Source organism: Bacillus sp. FJAT-14266 (assembly GCF_001719225.1).
GTDB classification, from domain to species: Bacteria; Bacillota; Bacilli; order Bacillales; family Bacillaceae; genus Bacillus; species Bacillus subtilis.
Genome location: NZ_CP017072.1, coordinates 668,488 through 689,150 on the forward strand (window position 1 = coordinate 668,488; position 20,663 = coordinate 689,150).

The following is a 20,663-nucleotide window of genomic DNA, read 5'->3' on the forward strand; positions in this document are numbered from 1 at the left end:
GGTTTTATTTGAATGTTTTCCGTGTCAAATCGATAAAAGCCTTTAATGGCGCAGACATCCATTTGTCCTTATGCCATGCTAATTGAGTGAAAACGGGGCAATCACTCTGCCAATTGAGTTCTTTCATCCGGCCTGCTGCAATATCATCTTTTACTGTCATTTCAGGCAAGATTCCAATCCCAAGTCCGGCCATCACGCATTGTTTGATGGCTTCTATGCTGACGAATTCCAATTTGTTAGGATAGACACCGGAGTCATGCAAATTGTTCTCAAAGAGCGTGCGGTACGAGCAGCCGTCCTCTGTCAGCAGAAGAGTTTCGTTTTGAAGATCCTTCAATGTTATTGGTAAATCCGCAGGAAAAGGATGGTCATTAGCAGCCACCATTTTGATCTCATCCTGAATCAAAGATTCAACGTGCAGTGCGTCTTCCATCCGGTTCACATCCAAGATGAAGGTGATATCAAGCTGGCCCTGTAAGAGCTGTTCTTTCGCTTGTTCATTGGAGATATATGGTTTGAATATGAGCTTTACTTGGGGAAAAGCCTGTTTAAATTCTTTTATGATAGGGGGCAGGCGGTATGTGCACTGGCTTTCTGTCGCCCCGATTTTTAAGGTTCCGGTTGTTTCTCTTACTTGATTTGTGGCCATTTTCGCTTCTTCTGTTAACGCAATGATCTTCTGTGCATAAGATTTGAACGTTTTTCCTGCTTCTGTCAAGATAAGCCGCTTGCCGAGCCGTTCAAATAAAGGCGTCCCAATTTCTTCTTCAAGTGATTTGATCTGAGAGGTAACGCTTGATTGTGCATAATTAAGCATTTTGGCGGTTAGGGTGAAGTTTACATGTTCTGCCGCCGTAATAAAGGTGATCAGCTGCTTCAATTCCACTTGTTCTCTTCCTTTCTAAATCGGTTTTAGCGATTGGATTAATCGAAATAATCATCTGTCTTGATTGATGAATCCATTATAAGATGAAGAAAATCATTCGTAAACAAAGGAGCAGATGCATCATGAAAATTGCGGTTATTAACGGCGGAACTCGGTCTGGCGGAAATACGGATGTTCTTGCGGAGAAGGCTGTTCAAGGATTCGATGCGGAGCACATTTATTTGCAGAAATATCGAATTCGGCCAATTGAAGATCTGCGTCACGCCCAAGGCGGCTTTCGTCCTGTTCAAGATGACTACGATTCTATCATTGAACGGATATTGCAGTGCCATATTCTTGTATTCGCCACCCCAATTTATTGGTTTGGCATGTCAGGGACATTAAAGCTGTTTATTGATCGCTGGTCACAGACATTGAGAGATCCGAGATTTCCTGATTTTAAACAGCAAATGTCAGTGAAACAGGCATATGTAATAGCAGTGGGCGGAGACAATCCAAAAATAAAAGGGCTGCCGCTGATTCAGCAATTCGAACATATTTTTCATTTTATGGGAATGCCCTTTAAAGGTTATGTGCTGGGTGAAGGCAATCGTCCAGGCGATATTCTTCGTGATCATCAGGCGCTATCCGCTGCGAGCCGCTTACTGAAAAGAAGCGATGCGATATGAAGTTTTTGCTGTCGGTCGTTGCTGGCATGCTGATTCTTGCATTCTTTTTATTTTGGAAGGTCCAGCCTCCTGTTTGGATACAAGTTGAAACCAATTCGTCCCAGTTGAAGCAATATGTGAGAATGGCAGGAACCACGCTGCAAGTCAAGCACATCATCAAGAGTGACGCAGGAGAAGAAACAGCTGTCATATCAAACGGCATTTCTGGGCCAAAATAAATAAAGCACCTGTCAAGGTGCTTTTTTCTATAAATGAGGGATCACAAGGCCCCCATATAAAAACGCAGCGATAATCAAAAATGCCGGATGCATTTTGAATTTTGTCATGGCAAGGAGCGAAATTCCCGCAATCACGATCGATTGGATCCAGCCGATCGCTTTGATGCCGTCTGCGCTGATTTGCCAGGTAAGAATGAGCATCATGACCGCGATGACAGGCTGGACGGACAGCGTCATGCCTTTGATGACAGGTGATTGGCGGAAGCGCTGGATGATGCGCAGCAGGACGATCAATGCGAGCGCCGACGGTACGACGGTTGCGATCAGGGCAATTAGGAAGCCGGGCCACCCGCCTGCGCTGTAGCCGACATACGCAGCGATTTTCGTGGCGATCGGGCCCGGCAATGCGTTCGCAAGTGCGAGCATATTTGAGAATTGATCGTTTGAGAGCCAGCTGTATCTGTTTACGACTTCTTCAAACATTAGCGGGATAGACGCAGGTCCGCCGCCATATCCCAGTAGGTTTGCGATAAAAAACGCCATAAATAAATAGATCGATATCATGAGGCTGACATTCCTTTATCTTTTGAATGTTTATTTGTGATTTTGTCTTTCAGTTTAAAATGAAACGCCCCGTACGCTAAGAAAATGATAATGACAAGGCCGGGATTAATCTGTAAAGTTTGCAGGCCGATAAAAGCGATGATAAAAAACAGGATGCCGGTGACCCAGCCGAAACCTTTAAGCGCTTTTTGGCCAAACTCGTACGCCATGATTCCGAGCATGACGGCAATTACCGGCGTGACAGCACCAATCATACCTGCAACAATTGCTGAATGGCTTAACACATTTACAGCCGCAAACAAGCCCACCATCGCAAGACATGTAGGCAGAATGTGGGCGAGGGTCGCCACAATTGCACCTAATGTGCCTTTTAGCTTAAAGCCCAGATAAGCAGCCATTTTGGTGGCAATCGGTCCGGGAAGCGCATTAGCGATTGCTAATATTTCTCCGAATTCATCATCGTCAATCCATTTATATTTATTGACCGCTTCATGGCGGATCAGCGGAATCACGGAAGGTCCGCCGCCGAACCCTAATATGCCGGTGCGAACCATTGCGGACGTCATATCCCGATAAGGATGGTTTTTCATTCGTTTCTCTCCTTTACAGCTTCATTCCCATACGGCTTTTGTATCGTTTGATCAGCATCTGGCAATCAACACTGACGACGCCTCGCAATGGATACAGCCGTTTTGTTAAAAATTCTTCCATTTCTTGATCGTTGGCAAAGATCCCATGCATATGCAGCTTGCTCGGGCCTGTCATGTGATAAAGGCTGGTGACCGCAGGCTCTTCCTCAAGCTTAAGAGCGACCTCTTCTAAAAATTGCGGTTCTACCTCGACATTGAAAAACACGGAAACATGAATGCCGATTTTAGCGGGATTGATGACAGCGGTGAATTTTTCAATAACACCGGCTTCAATTAATTGGTTGATACGGGCCTGCACGGCGACCCGTGACAAATCGACTCTTTTGCCAAGATCCGTATAAGAAATTCTGCCTTCTTCATGCAAAATCGTGAGAATTTGTTTATCAGTCTCATCAAGTACAAGGTTGGGGATTTGATATTCATGACTCAATTGCTCCACCTGCTTTCGTAGCCTTTTAGCAATCATTTTATCATAAAAGTTACGTATCGAAATGATAATTTTTCATTTGTTTTCGAAATGAATGTAAAAATATCTTATTATTTGCGAAAAGAAGAAAGTTCGTCAGTTTTTCTGCCGGATCAGTAGATGTGAAAAATCAGGCTCCCTATACTGAAGAAAATTTCTTAAAAAAGGGGACTTGTGATGAACAAATCTGTCATCGGTACAAAGCAAATGGTCGTCAGTCCGCATTACCTCGCTTCTCAAGCCGGAAACCGCATACTGGATAAGGGAGGCAACGCGTTTGACGCCGCTGTTGCGGTGAGTGCTTGTCTTGCGGTTGTGTACCCGCATATGACCGGACTTGGCGGGGATTCCTTTTGGCTGACCTTTCACCAGGAAACAAAGGCGGTAAAAGTCTACAATGGCAGCGGCCGTTCAGGAAAAAACGTAACGAGAGATGTATATAAGGGAAAAAGCGTGATTCCGCTACGGGGAATTGACAGTGCCATTACCGTGCCGGGAATGGTTGATAGCTGGGATGCGGTCCTGAAGGAGTACGGGCGTCTGTCTCTTGCAGATGTATTGGAGCCCGCACGCGATTATGCCCAAAATGGGTTTCCTGTATCAGCTGATCAGTGTCGTCACACAGAAAAGAATATTGAACTGCTGGCTTCCACGCCTTACACGGCTGACATCTTCACGAGAAGGGGCAAAGCACCTGTCCCGGGAGAGCGGTTTGTGCAAAAAGAGCTTGCAGACAGTCTGAATGTGATTGCTGAAAAAGGAAGAAGCGCATTTTATGAAGGAGATCTCGCTCAGCGGATTGTCTCACATTTACAGAATAACGGCAGTTACATGACAATCGATGATTTTAAAGCGCATCGGAGTGAGTGGGCAGCGCCTGTATCAAGTGATTATCGAGGATACAGTGTGTATCAGGCGCCGCCGAATTCTCAGGGATTTACCGGTTTATTAACACTGAACATTTTGGAAAACTATGATTTCACCCAAATCGAGCACGGTTCATTTGAGTTTTATCATGTGCTTGTGGAGGCGTTGAAAAAGAGTTTTGTAGATCGGAATGCCTTTTTGACTGACCCTGCGTTTGCTGACATTCCGCTTGAAAGGCTTTTAGATAAAAATTATGCGAAACGATTGGCGGGAGAAATCGGCTATCTGGCAGAACCGGCAGAAAGCAGGCCGGTGGGAAGTGATACGGCATATGCGGCCGTAATCGATGCGGATGGCAACGCAGTGTCATTCATTCAAAGCCTGTACTTTGAATTTGGCTCGGCAGTCACTGCCGGTGATACAGGCATATTACTGCAAAACCGCGGATCATTTTTCTCACTGGATGAAAATCATGTCAACACGCTTGAACCGAGAAAGCGCACCTTCCATACGTTGATGCCGGCTATGGTCTGTAAAGGCGGAAAGCCAAAAATTCTGTACGGCACACAAGGCGGCGAAGGCCAGCCGCAGACTCAGACGGCCATCATTACCCGAATGCTGGACTACGGAATGCATCCACAGCAGGCAATCAGCGAACCGCGCTGGGTATGGGGCAGAACGTGGGGAGAGGAATACGAAGGTCTCAGAGTCGAGGGCAGATTCACAGACAAAACAATCCAAAAACTGAAAGACAGCGGGCATCTCGTGGAGGTTGTCGGTGACTATGATCCGCTGATGGGACAAGCGGCTGCAATCAAAGTTGATGAAGAAGGCTTTCTCCAAGGCGGAGCCGATCCTCGGGGAGACGGAGCGGCTGTGGGGATTTAAATAACTATAGGGTACAAATATAAATCAAAAGCATAAACATAAGGGAGACCTCTACAATGTGGTACATATACTGTTTATCTTCAGGTCTATAATGCCACTCCATAAAAATTCGTATTGAGTCAATCACAATAAAAAATAAAAGAAGCAAATATTCAACGGGAAAAAAGGAGAGTGAAAACACAAACAAAATAAGTAAAGTGATTTCGATCCATTTGTGTGTATTGCTGACATGCTTATATCGCCAGCCGGATTTATCAATACCGTATTTTTTCTTTATAAAAAATTGAGAGGCGAGACTGATGGTAATAGCGATCAGCATTAAAATCCAAAAGTTTGTCATTCCAATTCCTCCTAATCTACCTTTATACGAAGAAAAAGGAAAAACGTTTCATAAAAGAACACCCCGAGCTTACTCTGGGTGTTCTTTTTTTGATATTTTTTTAGTTATTTACAGGCGATATTTTGTAATCATAAGGTCTTTTTGACTAGTTTCTTCTATTTAAATAGTCCTTCTCTTCAGCTGGGACGAATCAGTGTGAATTCTTCCCCGAGTTTAGCATAGTGATTTCCCGCCAATCGTGAGGCAGGCTTTAATTCATCCGTTAAAATATATCCCTTTTCTGCATCATACACCTTTTCATCTAGGTGGAAGCAGACAACTCTTCCGATGAGCATATCTGCTGTAGTGACGCCTTGATCATTGTCAAAGGTAATATGCCGCTCTAATTTGCACTCAAAGCGAACGCGGGCTTCCTTAATGCCGGGAACTGAAACAGCTTTGCTTTCAACAGGATGAAGCGAGGTGCGTGTAAGCTCGCTTTCATCCGGCCTTAAGCTTGCAGCTGTTTCATTGATATCTTCAATGATGGCTTCATCACTGACATGAACGACAAATTCTCCGTTCTCCACTGCGTTTCGCGCTGTATCTTTTTGGCGTCCTTCCGTCCTGTTAACAGAAATACTGAGAAGCGGAGGATCTGAGCTGACAACGTTATAAAAACTGAAAGGCGCGGCATTGACCGCTCCTCCTGAAGAAAGTGTTGTCACAAATGCAATGGGGCGGGGAATAACGGTACCTGACAATAGCTTGTATGTGTCTTTGGCACTAAGCTGATCAGCTTGAAATATGTACATAGCAACAACCGCCTTTATCGTTAGGATACCTTGATTATAACGAAATGGTTTAAAGGAAACCAAATGATGCGGGTTGCATATGTTATGTCATGACATATATCTAATACAGGGCAAATAAAAAAATAGGCTTCCGTACCTCCGCCGGCAGCCTATTGAAACAATGAAAACTTAGATTATTTGTATTTCTTTTTGACTACCCAGCAATTGCCGTCTTTCCAGTATTCTTTTTTGCTGTCATAATCATCGTGTCTTTTGTAGTCGTCGCAGTGGTGGTACGGTTTTTTGTAGTATTTCTTATGGGAACGATAAGATTTTTTGTGTGTGCGGCATGACTTTTTATAGCTGCGAGATTTTTTCTTGTGAGAACAGTATGACTTTTTGTAGCTGCGAGATTTTTTGTAAGAACGGCAAGATTTTTTATAGCTGCGAGATTTTTTGTAAGAACGGTAAGATTTTTTATAGCTGCGAGATTTTTTGTGAGAACGGTACGATTTTTTGTGGCTGCGAGATTTCTTGTGAGAGCAGTATGATTTTTTGTGGCTGCGAGATTTTTTGTGAGAACAGAATGATTTTTTGTGACTGCGAGATTTTTTGTGAGAGCAGTATGATTTTTTATGGCTGCGAGATTTTTTGTGAGTGCGGTGCGACTTTTTATGACTGCGTTTTTTTCCATGAGGCTCTTGGTATAAATAATCCTTTAAACCTTCTTTTTTTGCGGATTTCACCGCTTCTTCGATGTCAGAATGGGAATAGTGGCCCAATTTGAAATCCTCCTTTTAAAAATATGTTAAGGATGAAGATCCTTACTACCCTCATAGTACGCGCGGTTTTAAAAAGTGTATAAGTGTTCCGCTGAGATCTTATAAAAATAAAAGCCTAAAATTTGTAAGGAGGATTATGGATGAAGAATCAATCCAATTTACCGCTTTATCAGCTGTTTGTTCATCCAAAAGACTTGCGTGAATTAAAAAAGGATATATGGGACGATGATCCGGTGCCAGCTGTGATGAAGGTAAATCAAAAAAGGCTGGATATTGATATCGCTTATCGGGGATCACATATCAGAGACTTCAAAAAGAAGTCATACCATATTTCCTTTTATCAGCCGAAAACATTCCGCGGCGCGCGAGAGATTCACTTAAATGCGGAGTATAAAGATCCTTCCTTGATGAGAAACAAATTGTCTCTGGATTTTTTCTCGGAGCTAGGGACACTGTCTCCAAAGGCAGAGTTTGTGTTTGTAAAGATGAATGGGAAGAATGAAGGGGTTTATCTTGAACTTGAATCCGTAGATGAATATTATTTGGCGAAAAGGAAGCTGGCTGATGGCGCGATTTTTTATGCGGTGGATGATGATGCCAACTTTTCTCTGATGAGCGATTTAGAAAGGGAAACGAAAACATCGCTGGAGCTTGGATATGAAAAGAAAACAGGGACTGAGGAGGATGATTTTTATTTACAGGATATGATTTTTAAAATTAATACGGTCCCTAAAGCTCAGTTTAAGTCAGAAGTGACAAAGCATGTGGATGTCGACAAGTATTTGCGCTGGCTTGCCGGTATTGTATTCACCTCAAACTATGACGGGTTTGTCCACAACTACGCATTATACAGAAGCGGGGAAACCGGATTATTTGAGGTGATTCCTTGGGATTATGATGCGACTTGGGGCAGGGATATCCATGGAGAGCGGATGGCTGCCGATTATGTAAGAATTCAAGGATTTAATACACTAACCGCCCGGATATTGGATGAATCCGAGTTTCGCAAGTCCTACAGGCGCCTGTTAGAAAAAACGCTCCAATCTCTTTTTACAATAGAATATATGGAACCGAAAATCATGGCGATGTATGAGCGGATTAGGCCTTTTATCTTGATGGACCCATATAAAAAGAATGATGTTGAGCGTTTTGACCGTGAGCCGGATGTGATCTGCGAGTATATTAAAAACCGTTCACAATACCTCAAAGATCATTTAAGTATTTTATGAATGCGTGAAAATGGGTATTCGCGGAAAAAGCGACAATTAGGCTATTGAATTAGTTCAACAAATAAATGTGACACGTATATATGCAGTATGTTTATCATCTATGTATAAGTGACTAGGAGGAATTTGAATGAGCAAGAGGAGAATGAAATATCATTCAAATAATGAAATATCGTATTATAACTTTTTGCACTCAATGAAAGATAAAATTGTTACTGTATATCGTGGAGGTCCGGAATCTAAAAAAGGAAAATTAACAGCTGTAAAATCAGATTATATAGCTTTACAAGCTGAAAAAAAAATAATTTATTATCAGTTGGAGCATGTGAAAAGTATTACTGAGGATACCAATAATAGCACCACAACAATTGAGACTGAGGAAATGCTCGATGCTGATGATTTTCATAGCTTAATCGGACATTTAATAAACCAATCAGTTCAATTTAACCAAGGGGGTCCGGAATCTAAAAAAGGAAGATTGGTCTGGCTGGGAGATGATTACGCTGCGTTAAACACAAATGAGGATGGGGTAGTGTATTTTAATATCCATCACATCAAAAGTATAAGTAAACACGAGCCTGATTTGAAAATAGAAGAGCAGACGCCAGTTGGAGTTTTGGAAGCTGATGATTTAAGCGAGGTTTTTAAGAGTCTGACTCATAAATGGGTTTCAATTAATCGTGGAGGTCCGGAAGCCATTGAGGGTATCCTTGTAGATAATGCCGACGGCCATTATACTATAGTGAAAAATCAAGAGGTGCTTCGCATCTATCCTTTTCACATAAAAAGCATTAGCTTAGGTCCAAAAGGGTCGTACAAAAAAGAGGATCAAAAAAATGAACAAAGTCAGGAAGACAATAATGATAAGGACAGCAATTCGTTCATTTCTTCAAAATCATATAGCTCATCAAAATCATCTAAACAATCACTAAAATCTTCGGATTATCAATCATCCAAATCTGGCCGTTCGTCACGTTCAAAAAGTTCTTCAAAATCATCTAAACGATCACTAAAATCTTCGGATTATCAATCATCCAAATCTGACCGTTCGTCACGTTCAAAAAGTTCTTCAAAATCATCTAAACGATCATTAAAATCTTCAGATTATCAATCATCAAAATCATCTAAACGATCACCAAGATCATCAGATTATCAATCATCAAGATCACCAGGTTATTCAAGTTCAATAAAAAGTTCAGGAAAACAAAAGGAAGATTATAGCTATGAAACGATTGTCAGAACGATAGACTATCACTGGAAACGTAAATTTTAATAGATAATGGAGGAGCATCAGATTAAGTGATGCCCTTTTTCAGTTAAAGGAGGAGAATCGTGAAAGGTTTGAATCAATTCCTTAACACAGATGTTGAGGTTGTCATTTCAGGAGATACAAGGTTTATCGGCACCCTCATAGATATCGGACAGGATATTTTTGTTATTTTTGATGGCTGCAATTATCTTTATATTCCCTTGTTGCATCTTCATCAAATGAACAAGGCGAAAATAATGACCAGTACTGAGAAGCCATTTTTGATCAATCCGGAAGATCCAATGATAGAGGCAGAAACTCTAGCTTTTTCATATAGAAATACATTAAACAAGGTCAAAGGCCAGTTTATTGAAGTTTATGTAACTGGGGGTCGATCGATCCATGGATATGTTACAAATGTTTTAAACGATTATATTGTATTTTTCTCACCCGTATTTAAAATACTTTTTATATCTATGCATCATTTAAAATGGTTTACCCCTTATTCAACTGAACAAACACCGTATACTCTTGACAACTCACAATTGCCGGTCGTGCCTTCCAAAGTTCCTCTTGTGCGTAATTTTGAGGAGCAGATCAAAAAAAATATTGGTGAATTGGTCATATTTGATATGGGAGAGGTGCCAGAAAAAGTCGGACTATTAAAGGGTGTCTCTAATAATATCATTGAGCTTATTAACGCAAGTGGAGAGCCAGTCATTTGGAAGTTAAATCATCTAAAGACAATGCATCTTCCCTAGTGTATACAAAACTGCCCTCTTGAAAAGCAGAAGGCAGTTTTTCGTTTCATACTGTGCTAAAGAAATAACCAACTGATCCAAAAATATAAACATGTTAACGTAAAAAGAACAGTCAGCGGAATGATGATAATGGTCGTTTTTATATATTCGCCCCATGAAATACTTTCATCATGCTGTTTTAATATATGCATCCAAATAAGCGTTGCTAAGGTTCCCATAGGTAATAATAATGAACCGATATCACTGCCGATAATATTTGCCAAGTAGATGATTTTTGTTGTTGAAGGATTCAGGGTCATTTCAGTTAAGGTAAAAGTACTGATCATTAACGCTGGATGGTTGTTAAAGAGATTAGAAAAAACTGAAGTAGAGATACCTGATGCGAAAGTTGCATGGGCGAGGCTTCCAGAAACCACAGGTTCAAAATAACTCACAAGTAACTCTGTGAATCCAATATTATGCAGACCATAAATTAAGACATACATAGTAAAAGCGAATATAAAAATGTGCCAAGGCGATTTATATAACAAGTCTCTTGGGGAGGTTTTGAAATAAATCCATCTCCAGCTCAACAGGATAAAAGATCCGATGACAGCGACTAGAGGAACAGAAATACCGGTATATGATGCTGCAAATAGACTCATTCTGACGAGAAAAACAAATGCAAGCACAAACAACATGATTTTTGTTTGATTTCGTTCTGGTAAAGGAGCTGATGGCGAATGAAGAGGATGGTACCTTCTATGCCGCAGAGACTGAAAATGGCCCGGTATATCTGGCAGGCTTTTGGGAAGACGTTTATAAAAGAACATAAACAGTAGACAAGTCATAAAAATGAGTCCCATCATACTAGGGACAAACATCATGGCGGTGTGAAGATATAGATCCATTCCAATGATTTTGAGAGAAATTAAATTAACAATATTACTTACGCCAATCGGTGCGCTAGAGGCTGTGGCTATTAAAACACCGCTTAATAAATATGGGGCTTTTTGATGTTTTTTTAAACCTAAATATTTTAGTACAAGCAAAAGGATTGGAGTTGTGATCAAAATGCTCCCATCATTATTCAGGAAAATGGTCATGAGAAAGCAGAGCAAATTGGTTAGCCAAAAAAGCTTGATGCCTGAACCCTTGGATTGTTGGAGCAGTTTTGCAGCCACCCAATAAAAGAAACCAAAGCTTTCTAGTGCAATGGCCATAATCATAGTGGCAAGGATTGTAACCGATGCACCCGTGACTTTTGTTCCGATTTCCCCTAAGTCTGCCAATGACACACTTCCGCACAATAAAACCATTAAAGCGCCAAATGTGGCGGGGATAGCTTCATTTAGTCCTTTTGGTCTCCAGAAAATAAAAATCATTGTTACGAAAAAAGCGAGCAATGTGAATATGCCGGTGAACTCAATAATTTACTTCACCTCTCTATCTTTCATTTTTAAAATCAAACTAATGTCCTGCGCTTACTGATGTCCTTGCCAACTATTTGTACTGTATGTATACGTATACTGATATAAAGTTGTACTAAGCGATTATATTAAATTAATAAAAATTCCATAAGAATCCCAAAAGAAAAAAGAGATTGCAAGTATTGTTCATGTACCTGCATCACTCTCTTTAGTTCTTGTCTGCTGACAATTTGAAATATGAATAAAATGCTTTATAAGCGGATTATGATTGTCTTTGCGGTAAGCGATAACCCATTCTGCATTAAGCTGTATTTGGTCCATTTTTCGATAAGTAACATCCAAATTAAATAATTTTTTGGCTGAGGAAGGAACAAATGTCATACCAATTCCGGCACTGACTAAACCAATCACCATTTGATATTCTGTGGCTTCCTGGACAATGTTGGGTCTGAAGCCCGCTTGTTCACAGAACTGAATAAAATCCATGTATAGAGTAGGCCATGCTTCTTTAGCAACAGTAATAATTGGTTCATCTCTTAAATCCTCAATCGTAATTGATTCCTTAGAAGTCAATGGGTGTTGCTTAGGCAAAGCTAAAACACAAGGGCTGCTTTGGGCGGTTTCGATATGTAAAGCTGTATGCTGTAAGGGAGGATGAAGTATACCAATATCAATGTTGCCCTTTAGTAGCTCCTCCTGCTGCCTAGACGAGGATATTTCACGCAGTTCTATTTTCACAGATGGGAATTTTTTACGATATTCCCGGACAATCGGCGGCAGAAATTCATATGTAGCTGATCCGACAAAACCGATTACGAGAAGGCCTTGCTCGCCGCGGGCCGTCCGCTGTGCCAGTTCAATTCCTTGTCCGATTTGCATCAATGCCATGCGGCAATGATTTAAAAAGATTTCTCCTGCTGCGGTAAGCTCGACAAATCGTTTTGTCCTTTTCAGAAGCGTAACTCCGACTTCTTCCTCCAGCTGTTTGATCTGCTGGCTGAGAGGAGGCTGCGTCATGTTCAGCCGCCGGGCAGCCTTTCCGAAATGAAGCTCTTCGGCTACTGCGATAAAGTATTGAAGATGGCGAAGCTCCATTCAATATGCATTCCTTTCCATAGGTTAATAATTCGTATTACATATTAATCATAAGGCGAATCGATATTGGAGGTCAATTTCCAAAGAGTGTATAGTGAAACTTATCACAAGATATTTAAAATTTTACGTTTAAAATGCATAATAAGGAGTGAGGGTGTTGACAAAAGCAACAAAAGAACAAAAATCCCTTGTGAAAAACAGAGGGGCGGAGCTTGTTGTTGATTGCTTAGTGGAGCAAGGTGTCACACATGTATTTGGCATTCCAGGTGCAAAAATTGATGCGGTATTTGACGCTTTACAAGATAAAGGACCTGAAATTATCGTTGCCCGGCACGAACAAAACGCAGCATTCATGGCCCAAGCAGTCGGCCGTTTAACTGGAAAACCGGGAGTCGTGTTAGTCACATCAGGACCGGGTGCCTCTAACTTGGCAACAGGCCTGCTGACAGCGAACACTGAAGGAGACCCTGTCGTTGCGCTTGCTGGAAACGTGATCCGTGCAGATCGTTTAAAACGGACACATCAATCTTTGGATAATGCGGCGCTATTCCAGCCGATTACAAAATACAGTGTAGAAGTTCAAGATGTAAAAAATATACCGGAAGCTGTTACAAATGCATTTAGGATAGCGTCAGCAGGGCAGGCTGGGGCCGCTTTTGTGAGCTTTCCGCAAGATGTTGTGAATGAAGTCACAAATACGAAAAACGTGCGTGCTGTTGCAGCGCCAAAACTCGGTCCTGCAGCAGATGATGCAATCAGTGCGGCCATAGCAAAAATCCAAACAGCAAAACTTCCTGTCGTTTTGGTCGGCATGAAAGGCGGAAGACCGGAAGCAATTAAAGCGGTTCGCAAGCTTTTGAAAAAGGTTCAGCTTCCATTTGTTGAAACATATCAAGCTGCCGGTACCCTTTCTAGAGATTTAGAGGATCAGTATTTTGGCCGTATCGGTTTGTTCCGCAACCAGCCTGGCGATTTACTGCTAGAGCAGGCAGATGTTGTTCTGACGATCGGCTATGACCCGATTGAATATGATCCGAAATTCTGGAATGTCAATGGAGACCGGACAATTATCCATTTAGACGAGATTATCGCTGACATTGATCATGCTTACCAGCCTGATCTTGAATTGATCGGTGACATTCCGTCCACGATCAATCATATCGAACACGATGCTGTGAAAGTAGAATTTGCAGAGCGTGAGCAGAAAATCCTTTCTGATTTAAAACAATATATGCATGAAGGTGAGCAGGTGCCTGCAGATTGGAAATCAGACAGAGCGCACCCTCTTGAAATCGTTAAAGAGTTGCGTAATGCAGTCGATGATCATGTTACAGTAACTTGCGATATCGGTTCGCACGCCATTTGGATGTCACGTTATTTCCGCAGCTACGAGCCGTTAACATTAATGATCAGTAACGGTATGCAAACACTCGGCGTTGCGCTTCCTTGGGCAATCGGCGCTTCATTGGTGAAACCGGGAGAAAAAGTGGTTTCTGTCTCTGGTGACGGCGGTTTCTTATTCTCAGCAATGGAATTAGAGACAGCAGTTCGACTAAAAGCACCAATTGTACACATTGTATGGAACGACAGCACATATGACATGGTTGCATTCCAGCAATTGAAAAAATATAACCGTACATCTGCGGTCGATTTCGGAAATATCGATATCGTGAAATATGCGGAAAGCTTCGGAGCAACTGGCTTGCGCGTAGAATCACCAGACCAGCTGGCAGATGTTCTGCGTCAAGGCATGAACGCTGAAGGTCCTGTCATCATCGATGTCCCGGTTGACTACAGTGATAACATTAATTTAGCAAGTGACAAGCTTCCGAAAGAATTCGGGGAACTCATGAAAACGAAAGCTCTCTAGCACTCTGCGCATCACGACACTGTTTTATGAACAGCACTAAATAAAAGGAGTGAAGGGAAATATGAAACGAGAAAGCAACATTCAAGTGCTCAGCCGTGGTCAAAAAGATCAGCCTGTGAGCCAGATTTATCAAGTATCAACAATGACTTCTCTATTAGACGGAGTATATGACGGAGATTTTGAACTGTCAGAGATTCCGAAATATGGAGACTTCGGTATCGGAACCTTTAACAAGCTTGACGGAGAGCTGATTGGGTTTGACGGCGAATTTTACCGTCTTCGCTCAGACGGAACCGCGACACCGGTCCAAAATGGAGACCGTTCACCGTTCTGTTCATTTACGTTCTTTACACCGGACATGACGCACAAAATTGATGCGAAAATGACACGCGAAGACTTTGAAAAAGAGATCAACAGCATGCTGCCAAGCAGAAACTTATTTTATGCAATTCGCATTGACGGATTGTTTAAAAAGGTGCAGACAAGAACAGTAGAACTTCAAGAAAAACCTTACGTGCCAATGGTTGAAGCGGTCAAAACACAGCCGATTTTCAACTTCGACAACGTGAGAGGAACGATTGTAGGTTTCTTGACACCAGCTTATGCAAACGGAATCGCCGTTTCTGGCTATCACCTGCACTTCATTGACGAAGGACGCAATTCAGGCGGACACGTTTTTGACTATGTGCTTGAGGATTGCACGGTTACGATTTCTCAAAAAATGAACATGAATCTCAGACTTCCGAACACAGCGGATTTCTTTAATGCGAATCTGGATAACCCTGATTTTGCGAAAGATATCGAAACAACTGAAGGAAGCCCTGAATAAAAGAAAAAAAGAAAGCCCCTTTTAGCAGGGCTTTCTTTTTATTTGGCTCTTTTCCTGATTTTAGATAAAATAACATCAAAACAGTAAAGGTGTGGTCTGATGAAAATATTGGTTTTGGCAGTGCATCCTCATATGGAGACCTCAGTTGTTAATAAGGCGTGGGCTGAGGAATTGAGTAAACATGACAATATCACAGTACGGGATCTTTATAAGGAATACCCGGATGAAGCGATAGATGTTGCGAAGGAACAGCAGCTGTGCGAGGAATACGATCGGATTGTCTTTCAATTCCCGCTATATTGGTACAGCTCTCCGCCGCTCTTGAAAAAATGGCAGGATCTTGTGCTGACTTACGGCTGGGCTTTTGGTTCAGAAGGAAATGCCTTGCATGGCAAGGAGCTGATGTTGGCTGTATCAACAGGGAGCGAAGCGGAAAAATATCAAGCGGGCGGAGCAAATCATTACTCGATCAGTGAGCTATTGAAACCATTTCAGGCCACGAGTAATCTGATCGGCATGAAGTATCTGCCTCCATATGTGTTCTATGGCGTGAATTATGCAGCTACAGAGGATATTTCTCACAGTGCAAAACGGTTAGCCGAATACATCCAGCAGCCTTTTGTTTAAAATACAGCCCTGTCCAACATACGGCAGGGCTGTATTTGTTTAAAAATCCGGCAGCTCAGACAGGTTATTTTCCTTGATGCCGTCCGGTTCACTTCGCAAAATGTCACGCCCGTATTTATGGAAGACATCAACATGAGCGAGTTTTCCTGATTTTGCTTCTGACAGCGCAGTAGGATAGTCGAGCTCTCTTCCTGTATTGGTTTTCACTGCGATAATATTGTCTTCCTCATTTCTTCTAACCGCAATAATTTCTTCTTTTCCAGATGGAACATTTTCTTGATCGACAGTTGTTTGCCGGGCTTTATACGATTCATATGCTGCTTCAAATTGATCCATATTTACACCTCCGCTTTTTAGCGTGAACAAAAATGTCGATGATCATGTAAGGTTTCGACACAGCATACGACAATATTTCCTGAGAAATATCTTGGGAATGTGACAAATCAATTCATAATAAAAGGGATTCCGCATAAATGCGGAATCCCTCTCAGTTATTTTGTCATGTGTAAATCCTTTGATTTCATATAACCTGTCGCACCGCCGTAATCAACGAATACCCAATCAAAATCAAAACCGCCTTTATTCGTTTTACTCCAGCCTAAAAAAGAAACGCTTGTGTCTGCTGGAAGAGTCTTAATGCTCTTTCCGTCAGTGGATGTGTATACTTTCGTTTTTGTCTTGGTTTTTACTGTTGTTGCTGCTTTTACAATATAATGAGTGGAGACAAAGCCTGTTTTTCCATTTTTATACTGAACCTTTGCCCAGTCAGCATTTGAGAAGGAAATCAGCTTTAGGCTATCTCCTAAGTGCAGCGTATCGGCTTTCTGGCTTGATGCGGAAGGCTTCGTTCTGACATTTAGAGCCTCTGCTGATACCAAATAAGAATCAATCGGATAACTGTATAAATCATCAATGCTTACCGTTGTTTCTGGCTGTTGAGCATGGATCGTTCCAGCGCCCCCTGCAGTAGCCGCAGTCATTCCAGCCGCAAGTGCTAAAGTTGAAAATAGTTTTGTTGGTTTGTTCATGCCGTTCCTCTCCTCACGTAAGAGAAATAATTCATTCTATAACTCTATTCACGTTATCGCAGGTTCCTAAACATCAGACAATTATTTTTGTGTTTCTAGTTTGAGAGGCGCGGATATTGTTTTTTGCACTTTTTTTCCGTGCAAAATATCATCTGCTGCTTCTGTAGCCAGTTTACCGATTAACTCAGGCTGCTGAGCGACGGTTGCTGACAGCTTTCCGTCTTTAATGGAAGCGAGCGCATCTTTATTGCCGTCAAAACCGATCACCAATATGTCTTTCCCCGAGCTGTTAATTGCCTCGAGAGCACCGAGCGCCATTTCATCGTTGTGAGCAAAAACAGCTTGGATATCAGGATGTCCCTGCAGCAGGTTTTCCATGACAGTCAGGCCTTTCGTGCGGTCAAAGTCAGCTGATTGTTTTGTGACAACTTGGAGCTTTTGGTCTGCGATGTTATGGAATCCTGAGCCGCGTTCCCGTGTGGCAGATGCGCCGGGGACGCCTTCAAGCTCTGCCACCTTTGCTCCTTTTCCAAGTTTGTCGGCAATAAACGCCGCGGCCATTTCACCGCCTTTTACATTATCGGAAGCAACGAGGGTTTCAACTTTTCCTTGTTCAGCAGATCGATCGATTGTTACGACGGGCACACCGACTGCGTTTGCAGATTCTACTGCCGTTGAGATCGCCGAAGAATCAGTCGGGTTGATTAATAATGCATCAACACCTTGCTGAATTAAATCTTCCACGTCACTCGTCTGTTTCGATGAATCATTTTGTGCATCAACAATGATGACTTTCATTTCCCGTTTTTCAGCTTCTTTTTCGATACCCTTTTTTAATGAGACAAAAAAAGGATTATTAAGTGTTGAGACGGACAAGCCAATGGTGAATTCCTTTTTGTTCCCCGAGTTTGACGGCTTTGCCCATTGGGGAGGCTCAAGCGAACAGGCGGTTAACAAAAATAATGATAACGTTAAAATGACGGATACAGCCTTTTTCATGTGAAAACCCTCCTAAGCTGACTTCTTGCGGTCTAATAATACCGCAATCAAGATAACAATCCCTTTGACAACCAGCTGATAAAATGATGAGACGCCAAGCAGATTAAGCCCGTTATTAAGTGTGCCGATGATCAGTACCCCGATTAACGTGCCGACAATGCGTCCTCGGCCGCCAGAAAGACTTGTTCCGCCTAAGACGACTGCCGCGATAGCATCAAGTTCGTACGATTCTCCCGCAGTCGGCTGGGCCGAATGCAGGCGGGAAGTCAATATGGCACCTGCAAGAGCGGATAAAAGCCCGGCTAAAGAATAGATCATCACTTTCACGCGCGTCACTTTGATGCCTGAAATGAGCGCGGCTTTCTCGTTGCCGCCGATTGCGTACGTCCGGCGTCCGAATGGTGTTTTATGAAGAAGCACCCAAAGGATGACAAAGGCAAGAACCATCGTAATCGCCGGTACAGGAATGCCTAAAAAGTAACCGCGTCCGAACATCTGAAAAGCGTAGTTTGTGCCAAGTCCGGTAATCGGATTTCCATCTGTATACACTAGCGTCAGTCCGCGAAACACAGTCATGGTCGCAAGCGTGGCGATAAAGGGCGCCATTTTTCCTTTAGTAATCAATAATCCGTTGATCATGCCTAGTACGGCACCAATGATACAGCCAAGGATGATCGCGAGAACCGGATCGACACCGGACACAATCATCCCCGCAACTAAAGCACTGGACAGGGCAAGAATAGCGCCGACAGAAAGATCAATGCCGCCTGTCAAAATGACAAAGGTCATCCCGAACGCGATTAATCCGTTAATTGCGACCTGGCGAAGCAGGTTTAAAATATTCAGCGGTTCAAGAAAGCTGGGATTTAAAATAGATACAATGATAACGAGAATAAATAAACCAAGAAACGGGCCGAGTTTTTGCATGACTCCGTCGAAGTGAATCCGTTTTTGTTCTGTTTGCAGTTGTTCCGTTTTCATATTACCGCCCTCCCGTGGCAAGTGTCATAATTCGTTCTTGCGTTGCTTCTCGCGCATGGATTTCTCCGCTGATTCTGCCTTCATGGACAACGATAATCCGATCGCTCATTCCCAGAATTTCAGGAAGCTCTGATGACACCATGATGATAGCGACGCCGCGTTCGGTCAGCTCATTCATCAGCGTATAAATCTCTCGTTTGGCGCCAACATCCACACCTCTGGTCGGCTCATCCAAGATAAGCACTTTCGGTCCGATGCCGATCCACTTGGCTATCACCACTTTTTGCTGGTTTCCTCCTGATAAATGGCGTGCGTGCGTTTCCGGTGATGCTGTTTTGATAGTGAGTCGTTTGATTAACAGATTGACAAATTCAGCCTCCCGCTTATGATCAATGAGACCCTTTGGTGAGAAGCTGGACAGATTGGGCAGGGCAATATTTTCGCGGATCGAGGTGTCGAGCAGAAGCCCTTCATCCTTGCGATTCTCTGTAATAAAGCCGAGACCTTTTTTCACGGCTTCCTGCGGGTTCTTAATAGCCGTTTTTTTCCCAGCGATCCATATCTCACCCGTGTCCAGCCTGTCAACGCCGAACAGCGCTCTCATCATTTCTGTCCGGCCGGCTCCCATTAATCCTGAAACACCGACGATCTCACCGGAACGAACATAAAAGCTGACATCCTCAAACCTCCCTTTTATAGAGGCATTTTTCACTTCAAATACTTTGTCACCGAGAGAAGGAGCGCGTTTTGGATATCGTTCAGTCAGCTCCCGTCCGACCATTTTTTTGACGACGTCATCAAAATCAGTTTCTGAGATGTTTGTTGTATCTACCGTTTTTCCGTCACGCATGATGGTAATTCTGTCGCAAATCGCAAAAATTTCTTCCATGCGATGCGAAATATAGACAATGGAGACGCCGTTCTTTTTTAACGCTGTAATGACCTCAAAGAGCTTGCTGATTTCACGTTCAGTCAACGCTGCGGTCGGTTCATCCATAATGATGACCTCGGCATTTGTCATAAGCGCTTTTGCGATTTCGATCATTTGCTGCTGTCCGACGGAACATTCGCCGGCTTCTTGATCAAGAGAAAGAGAGACGGAGAGTTTGTCAAATTGCTCTTTTGCTAGCGCTTTCATTTTTCTTGTTTGTAAAACGCCCAGCTTGGAGGATATCTCCTTACCGATAAATAGATTCTCAAGAACGGTCATTTCCGGCCAGATATTCAGTTCCTGATGGATAAAGGCTATTCCATGCTGTTCCGCTTCTTTTGGATTGGAAAAATACGTTTCGTTTCCGTTTATGCTGATTTGACCTTTATCTGCTTTGTGCAGGCCTGTCAAAATGTTCATAAGCGTGGACTTGCCGGCGCCGTTTTCTCCCATTAATGCGTGAACCTCGCCAGGCATGAGCTGAAAGGAAACGCCTGACAGCACCTGATTTTTTCCGAATGCTTTATGAATGTCTTTCATTTCAATCTGCATGTTT

Annotated in this window: 23 protein-coding genes; 9 read left to right on the forward strand and 14 right to left on the reverse strand. The window is 42.6% G+C overall.

What is annotated here, in order from left to right; all coding sequences use genetic code 11:
• Positions 1–4: 4 nt before the first annotated feature.
• A complete protein-coding gene (locus BGM23_RS03590) occupies positions 5–886 on the reverse strand; it encodes a LysR family transcriptional regulator (protein WP_029726024.1) in 882 nt (293 codons plus the stop codon).
• 122 nt (positions 887–1,008) lie between these two features.
• Between BGM23_RS03590 and BGM23_RS03595 the strand changes: the two genes are divergently transcribed.
• Positions 1,009–1,554: a flavodoxin family protein gene (locus tag BGM23_RS03595; RefSeq protein WP_024572836.1), complete on the forward strand. Its 546-nt coding sequence runs from the start codon at positions 1,009–1,011 to the stop codon at positions 1,552–1,554.
• Positions 1,551–1,772, forward strand: coding sequence for a hypothetical protein (locus tag BGM23_RS03600; protein ID WP_024572835.1), 222 nt, complete (start codon positions 1,551–1,553; stop codon positions 1,770–1,772). The genes BGM23_RS03595 and BGM23_RS03600 overlap by 4 nt, the downstream gene beginning before the upstream one ends.
• 27 nt (positions 1,773–1,799) lie before the next feature.
• Here the strand turns inward: BGM23_RS03600 and chrA are convergent, their stop codons facing one another.
• The 3 genes from chrA to chrS are packed head-to-tail and all read right to left on the reverse strand — an operon-like array spanning position 1,800 to position 3,416.
• Positions 1,800–2,336, reverse strand: a complete 537-nt coding sequence (gene chrA / locus BGM23_RS03605) for a chromate resistance efflux protein ChrA (RefSeq protein WP_029726023.1) — start codon at positions 2,334–2,336, stop codon at positions 1,800–1,802.
• Positions 2,333–2,926 carry a chromate efflux transporter subunit ChrB gene (chrB, locus tag BGM23_RS03610; RefSeq protein WP_029726022.1) on the reverse strand — a complete coding sequence of 198 codons (594 nt, stop codon included), beginning with the start codon at positions 2,924–2,926 and terminating at the stop codon, positions 2,333–2,335. The genes chrA and chrB overlap by 4 nt, the downstream gene beginning before the upstream one ends.
• Positions 2,927–2,939: 13 nt before the next feature.
• A complete protein-coding gene (gene chrS / locus BGM23_RS03615) occupies positions 2,940–3,416 on the reverse strand; it encodes a chromate efflux transcriptional regulator ChrS (RefSeq protein ID WP_014478181.1) in 477 nt (158 codons plus the stop codon).
• A 213-nt stretch (positions 3,417–3,629) separates the two neighbouring features.
• On the opposite strand from chrS, the gene ggt reads away from it, so the two are divergent.
• On the forward strand, positions 3,630–5,207 hold the full coding sequence (ggt, locus tag BGM23_RS03620; RefSeq protein WP_029726021.1) for a gamma-glutamyltransferase: 1,578 nt from the start codon (positions 3,630–3,632) through the stop codon (positions 5,205–5,207).
• 4 nt (positions 5,208–5,211) lie between these two features.
• On the opposite strand, the gene BGM23_RS03625 is transcribed toward ggt, so the two are convergent.
• The 3 genes from BGM23_RS03625 to cotG all read right to left on the reverse strand — a co-directional run bounded on the left by BGM23_RS03625 (position 5,212) and on the right by cotG (position 7,102).
• Positions 5,212–5,547, reverse strand: coding sequence for a DUF4181 domain-containing protein (locus BGM23_RS03625; protein ID WP_014481121.1), 336 nt, complete (start codon positions 5,545–5,547; stop codon positions 5,212–5,214).
• Positions 5,548–5,723: 176 nt separating this feature from the next.
• Positions 5,724–6,341, reverse strand: coding sequence for a flavin reductase family protein (locus BGM23_RS03630; RefSeq protein WP_029726020.1), 618 nt, complete (start codon positions 6,339–6,341; stop codon positions 5,724–5,726).
• Positions 6,342–6,514: 173 nt separating this feature from the next.
• A complete protein-coding gene (gene cotG / locus BGM23_RS03635; RefSeq protein WP_072692783.1) occupies positions 6,515–7,102 on the reverse strand; it encodes a CotG/ExsB N-terminal domain-containing protein in 588 nt (195 codons plus the stop codon).
• A gap of 140 nt (positions 7,103–7,242) precedes the next feature.
• On the opposite strand from cotG, the gene cotH reads away from it, so the two are divergent.
• The 3 genes from cotH (at position 7,243) to BGM23_RS03650 (ending at position 10,338) form a co-directional block, all read left to right on the forward strand.
• Positions 7,243–8,331, forward strand: a complete 1,089-nt coding sequence (cotH, locus tag BGM23_RS03640; RefSeq protein ID WP_015714831.1) for a spore coat protein CotH — start codon at positions 7,243–7,245, stop codon at positions 8,329–8,331.
• Between the two features lie 127 nt (positions 8,332–8,458).
• Complete coding sequence (gene cotB, locus BGM23_RS03645; RefSeq protein ID WP_029726018.1) at positions 8,459–9,601, forward strand: spore coat protein CotB; 1,143 nt, start codon at positions 8,459–8,461, stop codon at positions 9,599–9,601.
• Positions 9,602–9,660: 59 nt separating this feature from the next.
• The gene (locus BGM23_RS03650) at positions 9,661–10,338 is read left to right on the forward strand and encodes a DUF2642 domain-containing protein (RefSeq protein ID WP_029726017.1); all 678 of its coding nucleotides are present in this window, start codon (positions 9,661–9,663) and stop codon (positions 10,336–10,338) included.
• Between the two features lie 56 nt (positions 10,339–10,394).
• Here BGM23_RS03650 and BGM23_RS03655 read toward each other — a convergent pair whose 3' ends face one another.
• Together BGM23_RS03655 and alsR are read right to left on the reverse strand one after the other, a co-directional pair.
• On the reverse strand, positions 10,395–11,723 hold the full coding sequence (locus tag BGM23_RS03655) for an arsenic transporter (protein WP_010886626.1): 1,329 nt from the start codon (positions 11,721–11,723) through the stop codon (positions 10,395–10,397).
• A 210-nt stretch (positions 11,724–11,933) separates the two neighbouring features.
• On the reverse strand, positions 11,934–12,842 hold the full coding sequence (gene alsR / locus BGM23_RS03660) for an acetoin biosynthesis transcriptional regulator AlsR (protein ID WP_003227859.1): 909 nt from the start codon (positions 12,840–12,842) through the stop codon (positions 11,934–11,936).
• A gap of 157 nt (positions 12,843–12,999) precedes the next feature.
• On the opposite strand from alsR, the gene alsS reads away from it, so the two are divergent.
• The 3 genes from alsS to BGM23_RS03675 all read left to right on the forward strand — a co-directional run bounded on the left by alsS (position 13,000) and on the right by BGM23_RS03675 (position 16,168).
• Positions 13,000–14,712, forward strand: a complete 1,713-nt coding sequence (gene alsS, locus BGM23_RS03665) for an acetolactate synthase AlsS (RefSeq protein ID WP_014478171.1) — start codon at positions 13,000–13,002, stop codon at positions 14,710–14,712.
• A gap of 61 nt (positions 14,713–14,773) precedes the next feature.
• Positions 14,774–15,541 (forward strand): acetolactate decarboxylase, encoded by a 768-nt coding sequence (gene budA, locus BGM23_RS03670; RefSeq protein ID WP_003244457.1) that lies wholly within the window; start codon positions 14,774–14,776, stop codon positions 15,539–15,541.
• A 99-nt stretch (positions 15,542–15,640) separates the two neighbouring features.
• Positions 15,641–16,168, forward strand: coding sequence for an NAD(P)H-dependent oxidoreductase (locus BGM23_RS03675; protein WP_003227865.1), 528 nt, complete (start codon positions 15,641–15,643; stop codon positions 16,166–16,168).
• A 39-nt stretch (positions 16,169–16,207) separates the two neighbouring features.
• Here BGM23_RS03675 and BGM23_RS03680 read toward each other — a convergent pair whose 3' ends face one another.
• The 5 genes from BGM23_RS03680 to rbsA all read right to left on the reverse strand — a co-directional run bounded on the left by BGM23_RS03680 (position 16,208) and on the right by rbsA (position 20,659).
• Positions 16,208–16,504: a DUF3892 domain-containing protein gene (locus BGM23_RS03680; RefSeq protein WP_003227867.1), complete on the reverse strand. Its 297-nt coding sequence runs from the start codon at positions 16,502–16,504 to the stop codon at positions 16,208–16,210.
• Positions 16,505–16,659: 155 nt separating this feature from the next.
• Positions 16,660–17,196 (reverse strand): SH3 domain-containing protein, encoded by a 537-nt coding sequence (locus BGM23_RS03685; RefSeq protein WP_046663992.1) that lies wholly within the window; start codon positions 17,194–17,196, stop codon positions 16,660–16,662.
• Positions 17,197–17,277: 81 nt separating this feature from the next.
• Positions 17,278–18,195 carry a ribose ABC transporter substrate-binding protein RbsB gene (gene rbsB / locus BGM23_RS03690; protein ID WP_003227871.1) on the reverse strand — a complete coding sequence of 306 codons (918 nt, stop codon included), beginning with the start codon at positions 18,193–18,195 and terminating at the stop codon, positions 17,278–17,280.
• A gap of 12 nt (positions 18,196–18,207) precedes the next feature.
• Positions 18,208–19,176, reverse strand: a complete 969-nt coding sequence (rbsC, locus tag BGM23_RS03695) for a ribose ABC transporter permease RbsC (protein WP_003227873.1) — start codon at positions 19,174–19,176, stop codon at positions 18,208–18,210.
• 1 nt (position 19,177) lies between these two features.
• Positions 19,178–20,659 carry a ribose ABC transporter ATP-binding protein RbsA gene (gene rbsA, locus BGM23_RS03700; RefSeq protein ID WP_003227875.1) on the reverse strand — a complete coding sequence of 494 codons (1,482 nt, stop codon included), beginning with the start codon at positions 20,657–20,659 and terminating at the stop codon, positions 19,178–19,180.
• Positions 20,660–20,663 lie beyond the last annotated feature (4 nt).